The following is a 13,473-nucleotide window of genomic DNA, read 5'->3' on the forward strand; positions in this document are numbered from 1 at the left end:
GTCGGGTCGACCGCCAGGCCGGGTAGCCGCGCTTGACCACGGTGGCGACCAGGTTCGGCGCTGCCGAGCGGCGCGCGCAGGCGGGCCATCGCGGTCTCCACGGCGTGCTCGTCGTTGCCGCTGCCGGGCAGGGCGCGGAGCAGCTCGCGGCGCGGGCCACCACCAGCCGGGGCGGCGGGCCAGGGCGCGCAGCAGGGCCATCCCGGCGCGTGCGGGACGGGACGCCGCTAGCTCGCAGTCCACCAGGGCGGCTGGCCGCGCAGCTCCAGCTGGTGCCCGGGCCACCGAGAGCGCCGCCCCGCGCTCGGGAGAGCCGGGCGGTGAGCAGCTGCACCATCGCGCCAAGCCGTCATCCGTTCGGGCCAGACGGTGGCGATGTCACAGTTTCCTCCAGCGGGGCGGCCGTCACGGGGCCCGACGCAGACCGGCAGGACGTCGCGGCGCAGCGCGTGCAGCAGTGGTCGGTCAGGCCGCAGCTCCGGCCGGTCGAGCAGGCTGAGCACCGCCGGGGCGGATGGTGAAGGTGATCGCGTCCAGCGCGCGCGGTGCAGCAGGCGTCCCAGCAGCCGGTCCAAGCGGGCAGATGTCAGCGGGCTGGGGCAGCCAGCGGTTATGACCGGCACCTCGACCACTCGGCGCCCGCCGCGCCGGTGATGGCGAGTCCGACGCAAGTCGCGCTGCGGGGCGCGTGCAGCTGGACAGCGATCACGCCATGCCCTCGACGCCGTCATCCTCCATGCAGTTCTCCAGCACCTCCACCGAGGACTCCGACCTCGCCGACCAGCTCTCCCGCCAGCCCGGCGGCCGGATGGCGCCCTTGCTTGGGGCCGCGGGCCAGCACGGAGGCCTTGCCGAGCCGTTCGATCAGCTCGTGCGCCGAGGCCCCAGCCTCGGCGCCTCGATCCAGCCCCCGGAAGCCGATCCCGGTGGTGGCCACCGCGACGTCCGGCGGCCCGGCACCAGCGCCCGGGTGGCGGCGAGGAGTTCGGTGTCGTCGGGCAGCGCACGATCCGCAGTGCGGGCGGCCCGCTGCACGGCGGGCGCCACGGCGTTGGAGCAGCGTGGCCAGCTCCTCGGGAGCGGCGGCGGCGGTGATGCCGACGGTGAATCCGGCCAGCGGATGCACGACGGCACGGCTCGGCGGCGTGAGGGGCCGTCAGTTCGTCCTGCTGTGGGTCCTTCGGTGGTGCGCACCCCGGCTGCGGCGGGCCGGGAGGGTTGGGTGGACGGGCATCTCCCCCGGGCGGTGTCGCGCTGCGGGTCGGCCGGATTTCCGGGGTGTTTCACGGGCCCGGACCGGCCGTCCAGGATGGACGGCCGGTCCGGCCCCGGGGTCAGGCCGCGACCCGCTCTTCACCGGGGCGGTCACCGCGCTGCCGGTGGGCGGCACGCAGGTAGACGGCCCAGTGAGGCGGCGCAGACGGCGTACGCCGCCAGGAAGGAGGCGAAGGCGGGGATGTCCCGGTTCTTCGGCGACCAGGAAGGACTGCCGGAAGGCCAGGTTGATGAAGAGGCCGCCGAGCGCGCCGACCGCGCCGATCACCCCGACGGCCGCGCCGGACATCCGCGCGCGGACCAGGCGGCGGCCTGCTCGGCGGTGGCGCCGAGCTCGGGCGATCCGGTTCTGCGCCTTGGCCTCGAAGATCTCACCGGGATCATCTTGTAGGTGGAGCCGTTGCCCAGCCCGGCCAGCACGAAGAGCGTGGTGAACCCGGCCAGGAAGACCGGCAGCGAGCGCTCCGAGGAGGCGTACAGCACCACCAGGGTGGCGGCGGCCATCCCGGCGAAGTTTCCACAGGGTGATCCGGGCGCCGCCCCAGCGGTCGGCCAGCCAGCCGCCGACCGGGCGGATCAGCGAGCCGCAGCAGCGGGCCGACGAAGGTGAGCTGGGCGGGCCTGCCAGCGGGGTGCGGCCGAACTGGCGTCTGCAGCACCAGGCGAAGGCGAAGCTGAAGCCGATGAAGGAGCCGAAGGCGCGATGTAGAGCACCGACATCAGCCAGGTGTGACGCTCCCTCAGCACCCTCGGCCCAGCGCGCCGGTGTCGTCTTCATCGCGCGCCAGGTTGTCCATGAAGAGCGCGGCGAGGTGGCCGCGATCACGATCAGCGGCAGGTAGATGCCAGAGCACCAGCCGGGGTTGAGGTGGCCCCGGCCCAGGTGATCACCGCTGCGAGCGCGACCAGCTGGATCACCGGCACCCCGATGTTGCAGCCGCCGGCGTTCAGCCCGAGCGCCCCAGCCCTTGCGGTGCTGCGGGAAGAAGGCGTTGATGTTGGTCATCGAGGAGGCGAAGTTCCCCCCGCCGAGCCCGGTGAGCGCGGCGACCACCATGAAGGTGGTGTAGGAGGTCCCCGGCTCCATCACTGTACGCGGCGGCCAGTGCGGGCAGCAGCAGGAGCAGCGCCGAGACCACCGTCCAGTTCCGCCCGCCGAAGCGGGCCACCGCCACGGTGTAGGGGATCCGACGAAGGCGCCGACCAGGGTGGGCATCGCGACCAGGAAGAACTTACCGGCCGGGTCGATCCGTACTTGGGCCCCATGAAGAGGACCATCACCGACCAGAGGCTCCAGATCGAGAAGCCGATGTGCTCCGAGAGCACCGAGAAGACCAGGTTGCGGTTGGCGCGTCCGGCGCCCGGTCCGCTCCCAGAACGCCCGGTCCTCCGGATCCCACTCCTGGATCCAGCCCCGTCGCACCGCCGTGTCTCCACTCATCGCAACTCCCCTTGTGCAAGTTCGGCGCCCTGACCTGGACGACCCTAACGGGCCGGGATTTCCGGGGAGTTGTGGGTTGTGAACCCGCCCGGTACGGTCCTCTCACCGGGCCGCCCGGCGCGGTGTGAGACCGCCGAAACGCAAGAAGGCCGCCTCCTCGCGGAGTGCGGCCTTCGAGCGACATGGGTCTGTGGAGATGCCGGGAATCGAACCCGGGTCCAGTGGAGTGGATTCAGGACTTCTCCGAGCGCAGTCCGCTGTGAGTTTCTCGGCCCTGGCAGTCACGCGGACAAGCCGCCAACAGGCCCAGCCACTGTTTTATTTTTCCGCCGACCCCCGTGGCCGGGGTGGCGGATGAGTTCCCTAGATTATGCCAGGATCCGGGTCGGGAACTCCCGGGCTGACACCCATTCACTCTTGCTTAGGCAGCGAGAGCGAACTGCTGGGAATCGCGCTTAGAGTTGGCGATTATTTTTTTGCGACAGATGGTTAACGAGATCATTGCCGCGTTCCTCGGCTCGCTTCTCCTGTTTCGACGTCCCCTGTCGAAACGATCATCCCCATGTTGAATTGACAAACAGCTCCGGCGGGCGGGCCCTCCGGTGATGTTGCTCGGGCCATAGTACGCGCAGGCACCGGCCAGGGCAAGCGATTAACCCCGCTGCGCGCTTCCGTGCCGCCGCGACGGCCCGGTCGGACTCGCGGCGGTCCTGCTTCTCGCGCAGGGTCTGCGCTTGTCGTACAGCTTCTTGGCCGACCGCGAGCGCCAGCTCCAGCTTCACCCGGCCGTCCTTGAAGTACAGGGAGAGCGGCACCAGGGTGTGGCCGGTCTCCTTGACCTTCGACTCGATCTTGCGGATCTCGAGCTTGTGCAGCAGCAGCTTGCGCTTGCGCCGCGACGGCGTGGTTCGTCCAGGTCCCCTGGGTGTACTCGGGATGAAACACGTTGTCGACCCACGCTTCGTGGCCCTGCACGTAGGCGTAACCGTCCACCAGGTTGGGCCCGCCCCTCGCGGAGCGACTTCACCTCCGTGCCGGTCAGCACCATGCCGCATTCGTACGTGTCGAGGATGGTGTACTCGTGTCGCGCCTTCTTGTTCTGCGCGATCAGCTTCTTTCCCGTTTCCTTAGCCATAGCACCGGCCATTCTCGCACCTCGCCCGCCGGTGGTCAGCCCATTTGGCCGCGGCCCAGCCCGGAGAGCACGGTGTCGGCGAGCCGGGTCACCGCCTCCGGGTCGCCGCCCGGCGGCTGGGGGACGTCCGGGGTGAGGCCGGTGCCGTCCGGCGAGCGGCCGGCCGGGGTGGCGTAGCGGCCGACGGTGAGTTCCAGGACGGCGCCGTCGGCGAGGCGGCTGGGCTGCTGGACGGTGCCCTTGCCGAAGGTGCGGGAGCCGACCAGGACGGCGCGGCTGCGGTCCTGGAGCGCCCCGGCGAGCAGTTCGGCGGCGCTCATGGTGCCGCCGTCCACCAGCACCACCAGGGGCACGGTGGTGTCTCCGCCGCGCGCTGCGGTCAGCTCGCGCCGCTCGCCGCGCTCCTGGTACGAGGCCACCGGGCCGCCGTCCAGGAAGAGCGAGGCGGTCCCCCACGGCCTGGTCCACCAGCCCGCCGGAGTTGCCCCGCAGGTCCAGCAGGACACCCCGGGCGCCCCGGACGGCCTGCGCCACCTCGGCGGCCACACCGGCCGTGAAGCCGCGCACCGCGACCTTCACCACCCCGGGCCGCAGCTGCTCCACCGTCACGTCCCGGGCGGCCAGCTCGGCCCGGCGCAGCGTCAGCTCACGGGCCGGCCCGCCCGGTCGGCGGACCGTCAGCTCCACCGCCGTGGCCGACCTCGCCGCGCAGCCCGGCCACCACCTCGGTGACCGGGAGCCGGTCGGCCGGGGTGCCGTCGATGCCGAGCAGCACGTCCCCGGCCGCGATCCCGGCCTGCCGGGCGGGCCCGTCGGGGTGCACCCGGTCCACCGTGGTGGCCCCGTCCGCCGCCCGCCGCACCGAGAGCCCGACGCCGCGGTAGCGCCCCTTGGTCAGGTCGGTGTACTCCTCGGGCGTGTAGTACGCGGCCCACGGGTCGCCCCCCTCGGCGACCAGCCGCTCGGCCTGCTGCCGGGACAGCGACGCCCCGGCCAGGTCACGCCCGGCCAGGGCATCGGAGGAGGAGGTGGGCGGGCGCCCGTCGGCCGGAGCCCCGCTCCAGGCCCCGGTGACCGCCCCGGTGAACAGCCACGGCGCCGAACGCCAGGGAGAGCACAGCTCCCTGGCGCACTCCCGCACGCAGAGTCACCGGCATGGCAAGGGGAGTCTAGGCGCACTGCCTGAGGGGGCGTCAGACCTTCAGGTACTTCCGGAGGGTGATGAACGCCGCGATGCCGGCCATCCCCATGCCGACCACGACCAGCAGCGGGATGACGGTGAGCACCGAGGAGAGCCCGATGAAGTGGATGAACTGCACCCGCTGGGCCAGGAACTCCTGCACGAAGAAGTGCCCGCCGAGCAGCAGCCGGAGGCCAGCACCGCACCGAGCAGCGCGGCGAAGGCCGCCTCCGCGATGAACGGCATCTGCACGTAGAAGTTCGAGGCACCGACCAGGCGCATGATCCCGGTCTCGCGCCGTCGGCTGAACGCGGACACCCGGACGGTGTTCACGATCAGCAGCAGGGCGACGAAGAGCATCAGCACCATGATCACGAACGCGGCGGTCTGCAGACCGTTCAGCAGGCCGAACAGGTTCTCCAGGATCTTCCGCTGGTCCTCGACCGACTTGACGCCCGGCTTCCCGGCGAAGGCGCTCTGCACCACGTCGTACTTGGTCGGGTCGTTCAGCTTGACCCGCCAGGACTGCGGCATCGCCTCCGCACCCACCGCGGCGAGCAGCGGGTTGTCCGGGTTGGTCTCCTTCCAGCGCTTGTACGCGTCCTGCGAGCTCTCGAAGGTGGAGCTCTGCACCAGCTGGGTCATCTTGTCCAGCTGGCCCTTGACCTCGGCGATCTGCTGGTCGGTGGCGGCACCCGCCGAGCACTGGGCGGAGGTCTTGGCGTCCGACTTGGTGCAGAAGTAGATGCTCACCTCGACCTTGTCGTTACCAGTACCCCTTCATGGAGTTGACCTGGTCGCGGACGAGCAGCGAGGCGCCGGCGAGGGCGAGCGATAGCGCGACGCTGACCACGACCGCGATGGTCATGGTCAGGTTGCGGCGGAGACCGACGCCGATCTCCGACAGGACGAACTGGGCGCGCATGGCGTTACTCCAGGGGCAGGCAGGTGGAACGGGCAGGCGGACGGGGCGTCGGGTGGCTCAGTTCTGGTAGCCGTAGACGCCGCGGGCCTGGTCGCGGACCCAGCAGCCCCTTGTCGAGCTCGATCACCCGCTTGCGCATCTGGTCGACGATGGCCTGGTCGTGCGTGGCCATCAGGACCGTGGTACCGGTGCGGTTGATCCGGTCGAGCAGCTTCATGATGCCGACCGAGTTCTGCGGGTCGAGGTTTCCGGTGGGCTCGTCCGCGATCAGCAGCATCGGCCGGTTCACGAAGGCCCGGGCGATCGCCACGCGCTGCTGCTCACCACCGGAGAGCTCACCGGGCATCCGGTCCTCCTTGCCGCCGAGGCCGACCAGGTCGAGCACCTCGGGCACCACCTTTGTTGATGGCGCTCTTCGGCTTGCCGATGACCTCCAGCGCGAACGCGACGTTCTGCGCGACGGTCTTGTTCGGCAGCAGGCGGAAGTCCTGGAAGACGGTGCCCAGCTGACGCCGCATGTGCGGCACCTTCCAGTTGGACAGCTTGCCGAGGTCCTTGCCCAGCACGTGGACCGCGCCGGTGCTCGGGCGCTCCTCGCGCAGGCAGAGCCTCAGGAAGGTCGACTTGCCGGAGCCGGACGAACCGACCAGGAAGACGAACTCGCCCTTCTCGATCTCCAGCGAGACGTTGTCCAGGGCCGGACGGTTCTGCTTGGGATAGGTCTTGGAGACGTTGTCGAATCTGATCACGGCTGCATCACGGGGGCCATCCTAGGTGGGTCAGGACTCGGACCCTACGCGAAGCCCCTCCGGGCCCGCAGGCACTGTCCGGGGGTTCACCTGGGATTTGGCGAGAAATATCCCGTTCTGCCCGGATAAGTGCGACCCATGTCACAGCCCGGCATGCGGTTGAGCGGTCGGCGAACGGGGAGGACGGGCCGGAACGGGCGGAACCTGGCACAGTGGTAGCTGAGAGCGCCCGTCCAGGGCCGTCCGAGGAACCGGAGGCCCGTCCGGCGCGTTGCAGTAACCAGCAAGGAGGAGATCGCATGACTTGCGACCATCTGGTGTGCGCCAACTGCAACGGCCAGCGTGAGTGACGGCCGCTGCCCGGTCTGCCGCGCCAACCGGGCCCGGCTGCAGGACCAGCAGGGCCCGTTCGCCGCGCTGTCGCCCACGGCGCTGCTCGCGCTGATCGTCGGCCTGCTGGCGGTGGCGCTGATCGCCCGTCAGGCCCTGGCCTGACCGACCCCCGCACGCGAAAGGGCCCCGGGAACTCCCGGGGCCCTTTTCGTGCGTCCTTACGCGGCGGCCTCGCGCTGCTTCCGCCAGCGGATGCCGGCCTCGATGCTGTGCTTGATCTTCATCGAGGCCGGCATCCTTCCGATCACGCGGCGGCTTCGCGCTGCTTCCGCCAGCGGATGCCGGCCTCGATGAAACCCGTCGATGTCGCCGTCCAGCACCGACTGCGGGTTGCCGACCTCGAACTCCGTCCGCAGGTCCTTGACCATCTGGTACGGGTGCAGCACGTACGACCGCATCTGGTTGCCCCAGGACGAGCCGCCGTCCTTGAGCGCGTCCATCGCGGCGCGCTCCTCCTGACGGCGCCGCTCCAGCAGCTTGGCCTGGAGGACGTTCATCGCCGAGGCCTTGTTCTGGATCTGCGAGCGCTCGTTCTGGCAGGAGACCACGATTGCCGGTCGGCAGGTGGGTGATCCGGACCGCGGAGTCGGTGGTGTTGACGCCCTGGCCGCCGGGGCCGGAGGCGCGGTAGACGTCGACGCGCAGGCTCGCCCTCGTCGATGTCGACGTGGTCGGAGGTCTCGACGACCGGGAGCACCTCGACGCCGGCGAAGGAGGTCTGCCGGCGGCCCTGGTTGTCGAAGGGCGAGATGGCGGACCAGGCGGTGGGTGCCCTGCTCGACCGAGAGGGTGCCGTAGGCGTAGGGCGCCTTGACGGTGAAGGTCGCGGACTTGATGCCGGCCTCTTCGGCGTACGAGGTGTCGTAGACCTCGGTCGGGTAGCCGTGCCGCTCGGCCCAGCGCAGGTACATGCGCATCAGCTGCTCGGCGAAGTCGGCGGCGTCCACGCCGCCGGCCTCGGCCCGGATGTTGACCAGGGCCTCGCGGGCGTCCGTACTCGCCCGAGAGCAGGGTGCGGACCTCGAGCTCCTCGACCGCCTTCTGCACCGACGTCAGCTCTGCCTCGGCCTCGGCGCGGGTGTCCGCGTCGTCCTCCGGCCTCGGCGAGCTCGAACAGCACGCCGAGGTCCTCGACCCGGCCGCGCAGGGTCTCGAACTTGCGGACCTCGCCCTGGAGGAAGGAGAGCCGGCTGGTCACCTTCTGGGCGTTCGCGACGTCGTCCCAGAGGGCCGGGGCGGCTGCCTCCTCCTCCAGAACGGCGATGTCGGCCCGGATCTTGTCCAGGTCGAGGACGGCCTCGATCGACCCCATGGTCGTTTCGAGGGACTTGAGCTCTTCGGAAGGATCGACGGCTGCCACGCCACCAGACTAATGGTTCGGCGGGCCCGGCTGCGCATGGGTATCCGTCACCCAGTGGATTTCCCGCCGGTCGGGCGCCGGAGGTGTGCCGTTCCCGGGCGAAGGCGGAGTACGCGGCGGCCGCGCCGGCCAGCAGCAGCAGCACCGCCGCGATCAGCACCGCGTAGAGCCGGCGGCGGCGCACCAGCGCCCGGCGGCCCTTGCGGTGTCCGGCCGGAGCGGCCTCGCGGCGCTGGGCCTGCGATTCGGCGGCGTAGGAGGCGAGTTCGCGGTCGGAGGGGGCGGCGCAGGCTGGTGTGGGTGTCGCGGGTGGAGTCCGGCAGCGGGGCCTGGACCAGCGGGACGGCCGGGCCGCGCCGGCGGCGGTGGGTGCCGGGCCGGCGTCCACTTCGGTGTAGACCGCCTCGCCCGGGGTGAGCGGGGGCTTCGGCCTCGGCGCGCTCGGGGGGCAGCTGCGGGGGCAGGCCGACCAGGTACGGGAGCTGCTCGCGCAGCCGGGTGGCCAGCTCGGCCGCGCGCAGCCGGGAGGCCGGGGCCTTGGCCAGGCACTCGGTGATGATCCGGGACAGGCCCTCGGGCAGGCCGGGGACGGCCGGCACCTGCTCGGTGACGTGCCGTCGGAGCACCGCGCCGGTGTGGCCGCCGCCGAACGGGGTGAAGCCGGTGAGCAGCTCGTAGAGCACGGTGGCCAGGGCGTAGATGTCGACCGCGGCGCGCGGCTCCAGGCCCTCGATGATCTCGGGGGCGAGGTAGTCGGGGGTGCCGATGATCCGGGTGGCCCGGGTGCGCCGGGGGGCGTCCACCAGGCGGGCGATGCCGAAGTCGGTGAGCTTGGCGCGCGGGGCGCCGCCGGGGCCGGCCGGGGCGGCCAGGTCCAGCAGCACGTTCTCCGGCTTGGACGTCGCGGTGGACGATCCCGGCGGCGTGCGCGGCGGCCAGGCCGTCGGCCACGTCCGGCGATCACCGAGACGGCGACGGCAGGGGCCAGCGCGCCCTCGCGCTCCAGCCGGGAGCGCAGGGTCGGTGCCCTGGACCAGCTCCATCACCAGGGCGAGGTCGTCGCCGTCCACCACCATGTCGCGGACCTCGACCACGTTGGGGTGGTCGAGGCTGGTCAGCGCGGCGCGCTCCTGGACGAAGCGGCCGACCAGCACCTGATCGGATGCCAGGTCCTCGCGCAGCAGCTTGACTGCCACCGGTCCGTCCGGGCCCTCACCGAGCCACACGGTCCCGGCGGACCCCCGGCCGATCACCTGCTGGACGGTGTACCGGCTGCCGATCTTGCGTGCCAATGCTGCTGCTCCGTAGGCGGCGGGAGCGCGCTGCCCTTCTGCGCGCTCGGTAGGTCGGTGCTTCAGCCACCCAACCTACGCGCCCGAGGGCCGTTCGGGGACGCCGATCGGCCCGGAACAGCCCTCAGGGGGCAGGAAAAATCGTGATGTCGACAGTCGCCATCACGGCCTCGGGTCTGACGGCCCGGCGGCTAACTGCTCGTCAGGCTGCTGACCCAGTCGCTCGCGTCGGGCGAACCAGCCCTTCACGTTCTCCCACATACGGGCAGGTCGTGAAGTTCCACAGCGCACGGCGGCCAGGGCCAGCACCACGATGACCATCACACAGCCCTTCAGGCAGCCAGGCCCGTGATGTACATCCGGTTCCGGCTGCGCGCCGGCGCGCGCTCCGCGCTCACCGCTCCGCGGGGGCTCGGGCTCGCGCTGCTGCGGGCCCGGGGCTCCTGGCGGCGCGGCGGGGCCGGCTCGGGGCGGCGGACCGGTGGCCGGGGCGGGCGGCGGCGCCTGCTGGTAGGGCGGGCGGCTGCTGCTGCTGGGGGTGGCCGTAACCGGGCTGCGCCTGCTGCTGCGGGTACCCGTACCCGGCTGGGGCTGCTGCGTCCCTGTACGGCGGCGGGGCCACCGGCGGGCGCTGGTTGTAGCCACCGGGCGGCTGCGGCGGGGGCCGCCCTGCGGCGGGCCCGGCTGCCGGTGGGGCTGCGCTGGTGGGGCTGCGGCTGGTCCGTGGCGGTACGGCGAGTACGGCTGCGGCGGCTGGTAGCCCTGCGGGGGCCGGGGCGGCTGCGGTGGGACTGGTAGGGGCTGCGGCGCCACCTGCGGGGCGGGCCAGTCGTCCTGGGCGCCGTAGTCGCCGGGGGCGAAGACCTCGGTCTGCTGGTTTGCGGTCCCGGGCGGCCGGCTGAAGGCTGGGTCTGCCATCGGGTGCGGCTGTTCGCCGCGGGCGCCGCGGGCGGCGGGGCCGGGGCGCCGGGGGGCACCGGCGGCATCGCCGGGGGTCGCGGCATCACGGCGGTGCGGTCGGCGGCGCCGGAGCGGCGGGCGCCCGCGCCCTGATGGCTCATCAACCGGGTGGCGGCGGCCCGCGTCCGTCTGCCCCGAGGGCAGCACCTGGGTCTGCCTCGCCGAAGGTCTGGTCTGCCGAAGGAGGATCGGCGAACTGCCGCACCGCACGCCGGCTCGGTCTGGGGCGCCGGTGGCCGGGGTGGGCCCGGGTCCGGGCGGAGCAGCTCGCCGCCGCGAAAGGCGGCCTCGGCCTGGTCCGGCGAGGCGTGCACTGCCGATCCCGGCGGCCACCACCCGCAGCGCCTGGGCCATCGCCACGGCCGCTTGGGCCGCTCGGGGCCGGATCCTTGCGCAGCATCGCTCGATCACCGTCCAAGCGGCTCGGCATGGTGCGCTGCGCTCAGGGTCTCCTGGGCCAGGTGCGCCTGGGAGGATCGCCACCGGGTTGTCCGCCCTGGGAACGGGGCGCGGCCGGTGGTCAGCTCGTAACAGCATTATGCCGGGCGCCGTAGACGTCCCCCGCCAGGTCTGCGGGCCGGCGTCGGCGGACTCGGGCGACGTAGGGCGGGTGCCGGACGAACTCGTGGCTGCGGGTGATTCCCGGGGAGTCGGCGAGCCGGGCATGCCGAAGTCGGTGGAGCATCGGTGGGCATCTGCTCGGCGCCGTTCCACGGTGGTGGAGGCGAGCAGCACTTTGGCGGGCTTGAGGTCGCGGTGCACCACCCCGTCGGCTTGGGGCTAGCCGCCAGCGGCGTCGGTGATCTGGGCCATCAGCAGGCGCGCCGGCGATCGGGCGGAACGTACCGTTCCCGCGCAGGTATTGAACATGTCGGGGCCTGCTACCAGGTCCATCACCAGGGCCAGCAGCTCGCCCTCCACCACCATGTCGCGGGACCCGACGATGTTGGGGTGGTCAGCGGAGGCAGGACGGAGCGCTCGCGCAGGAAGCGCATCACCACGTCCGGGTCGGCGGCCAGCTCCTCGCGCAGTATCTTGATCGCCACCTGCACTGCCCGGCTCATCCCCGGCCGACCACGTCCTCGCGCACCCGGGCACGCCAGACGGTGCCGGTGGCCCCTCCGTCCGAGGGCCTCCTCAAGCATGTACTTGCTCCGACTGGCCGCACGCTGTCTCCTCGGTACTACTGCGGTTGCGCTGCCGTGGTTTTCGGCAACTCTAACGGCGCTCGTCCGGTTTTCCGAGGCGCCCCCGACGGGACCGCTCCCGGCGCGGTTGACCTGACGGGCGTCGGCTCCACCATGGCGACTCGCAAGATCGTCCGATTCTGGTGCCGGGCGCGCCGTGTCCCCCGTAGTGGCAGGGAGGATGACAGGCACCAATCTTGTGGCCCAACGGCATCACTGGAATGGGAGTGCGGGGGCGATGCAGATCGCGGCTCACTGTCCTCCGAGCGCGCACGACTGCGGCAGCCGCCGAACGGCCACCGTGACGTCCTGGTCACGGCCCGGTCGGTACGGCGCTCGGCGGCGGTCGCGGGGGCGCTCGCCGGTGCGGTGGGCGTTGCTGCGCCCCGCTCCGCGACCCATGTGGCACCTGTACGCCGGGAATCGTCGGATCGCGAGCAGACCTCCGCTCGCACCCCCCGCTGCTCGACGGCGCGTGCCTCGCTCACGAGCCCGACCCGGACGCCGACCAGGACGACGCCCTGGGGGCCCGGCCGAGCTGCGCGTCACCGGTCGGCGCCCGACGCGGGCGGCGTGCACCGCCTGCACGGGGACCGGGTCACCATCGGCCGCTCCAGCGCCGCCGACGTCCCGCTGGACGACCCGGACGTCTCCGCTGCACCTCTTCGCTCCACTCTTCCCCCGACGGCAGCCGTGACCGTCCGGGACCCTGGCCTCCACCACGGCACCGTGCTGGACGGCCGCTTCCTGCCGACGAGCGGCGAGCTGGCCGAGGACGGCCTGGTCCGGATCGGCGAGTCCACCCTGCTGGTCACCCGCCCCGAGACCAGGGACGCAACCGCACCACGCCCGACGGCCTCGGCGGCTCCAGCTGGCCGCCACGCCGTCGGCCACCGTCCGTCCCGGGCCGCCGCCGCGCCCGAACCGCCCGCCACCGAGCCCCCGGTCGGCGGCCGCCGCTCGCTGTTCTCCCGCCGACGCCCGGCCGAGCCGCCGGGCCCAGCGCCGCCCAGCAGGCACGCGCCGTCCGCAGCCGCCAGGCCGCCGCCAGCGCGAGCGCTGGCCCGACCGGCCGCCCTGCTGCTCACCGCGCTCGGCGCCGGCCCGGCTCTGGGAGCGGCGGCCCCACCACCCGGACCGCGCTCACCCTCCGGCTCGGCACCGCCGACCTCCCGGGCGGCCCCGGACCGCCCCGGCACCGTGCCTGCCCGCCGTCCCCGTCACCGTGGACCTGCAGACCGCCGGCAGCCTGGGCTCGCCGGGCCGCGCCCCCGGCTGGCCGGCCTGGCCCGCGCGGTGCTCGCCCAGCTCGCCGTGCTGCACCCGCCGAGCTCGCTCAGCCTGGTGGTGGCCGCGGCCGACGAGGCCCACTCCGCCGACTGGTCCTGGGCCTTCTGGCTGCCGCACGCTGGAGCCGACGCACGGTCAGGACTGCCGCCTGCTGGTCGGGTTCGCCCCGAGCAGACCGAGGCCCGGCTCACCGAGCTGGCCGCCGGTGCGGGCCTGCGCGCGGAGGCCGGCCTGCGCGGGCGGGCCGGCGCCGGCTGACGGACCGTCCGGCACCACCGTGCTGCTG

5 protein-coding genes, 1 other RNA gene and 6 pseudogenes are annotated in these 13,473 nt (G+C 72.6%); 2 read left to right on the plus strand and 10 right to left on the minus strand.

The window, feature by feature from the left end:
* Positions 1–727: 727 nt before the first annotated feature.
* The 7 genes and pseudogenes from ABD946_RS07505 to ftsE form a co-directional block, all read right to left on the minus strand.
* Positions 728–1,126, minus strand: a complete 399-nt coding sequence (locus ABD946_RS07505; protein ID WP_345281317.1) for a uroporphyrinogen-III synthase — start codon at positions 1,124–1,126, stop codon at positions 728–730.
* Positions 1,127–1,334: 208 nt separating this feature from the next.
* Positions 1,335–2,716 (minus strand): annotated as a pseudogene (locus tag ABD946_RS07510) (nitrate/nitrite transporter).
* Between the two features lie 188 nt (positions 2,717–2,904).
* Positions 2,905–3,278, minus strand: a transfer-messenger RNA (tmRNA) gene (gene ssrA, locus ABD946_RS07515).
* A gap of 103 nt (positions 3,279–3,381) precedes the next feature.
* A pseudogene (gene smpB, locus ABD946_RS07520) lies at positions 3,382–3,851 on the minus strand (SsrA-binding protein SmpB); the annotation flags it as partial.
* A gap of 35 nt (positions 3,852–3,886) precedes the next feature.
* Positions 3,887–4,941 (minus strand): annotated as a pseudogene (locus ABD946_RS42465) (S41 family peptidase).
* A 103-nt stretch (positions 4,942–5,044) separates the two neighbouring features.
* A pseudogene (gene ftsX / locus ABD946_RS07535) lies at positions 5,045–5,956 on the minus strand (permease-like cell division protein FtsX).
* Positions 5,957–6,013: 57 nt separating this feature from the next.
* A pseudogene (ftsE, locus tag ABD946_RS07540) lies at positions 6,014–6,705 on the minus strand (cell division ATP-binding protein FtsE).
* A gap of 342 nt (positions 6,706–7,047) precedes the next feature.
* Between ftsE and ABD946_RS07545 the strand changes: the two are divergent.
* Positions 7,048–7,200: a hypothetical protein gene (locus ABD946_RS07545; RefSeq protein ID WP_425558540.1), complete on the plus strand. Its 153-nt coding sequence runs from the start codon at positions 7,048–7,050 to the stop codon at positions 7,198–7,200.
* A gap of 142 nt (positions 7,201–7,342) precedes the next feature.
* On the opposite strand, the pseudogene prfB reads toward ABD946_RS07545, so the two are convergent.
* From prfB to ABD946_RS07560, 3 genes and pseudogenes are all read right to left on the minus strand, one after another.
* Positions 7,343–8,458: pseudogene (gene prfB / locus ABD946_RS07550) on the minus strand (peptide chain release factor 2).
* A 47-nt stretch (positions 8,459–8,505) separates the two neighbouring features.
* The gene (locus tag ABD946_RS07555; protein ID WP_345281321.1) at positions 8,506–9,750 is read right to left on the minus strand and encodes a serine/threonine-protein kinase; all 1,245 of its coding nucleotides are present in this window, start codon (positions 9,748–9,750) and stop codon (positions 8,506–8,508) included.
* 1,740 nt (positions 9,751–11,490) lie between these two features.
* Positions 11,491–11,637, minus strand: coding sequence for a hypothetical protein (locus ABD946_RS07560; protein ID WP_345281322.1), 147 nt, complete (start codon positions 11,635–11,637; stop codon positions 11,491–11,493).
* An 833-nt stretch (positions 11,638–12,470) separates the two neighbouring features.
* Here ABD946_RS07560 and ABD946_RS07565 point away from each other — a divergent pair.
* Positions 12,471–13,445 (plus strand): FHA domain-containing protein, encoded by a 975-nt coding sequence (locus tag ABD946_RS07565; protein ID WP_345281323.1) that lies wholly within the window; start codon positions 12,471–12,473, stop codon positions 13,443–13,445.
* Positions 13,446–13,473 lie beyond the last annotated feature (28 nt).

The sequence above is a fragment of the Kitasatospora albolonga genome (assembly GCF_039535905.1).
Lineage (GTDB): Bacteria > Actinomycetota > Actinomycetes > Streptomycetales > Streptomycetaceae > Kitasatospora > Kitasatospora albolonga.

Coding starts and splice junctions, on each gene's coding strand:
- ABD946_RS07560 (WP_345281322.1), bottom strand. CDS start 11,637: ATGGTGGTGGAGGGCGAGCTGCTGGCCCTGGTGATGGACCTGGTAGCA.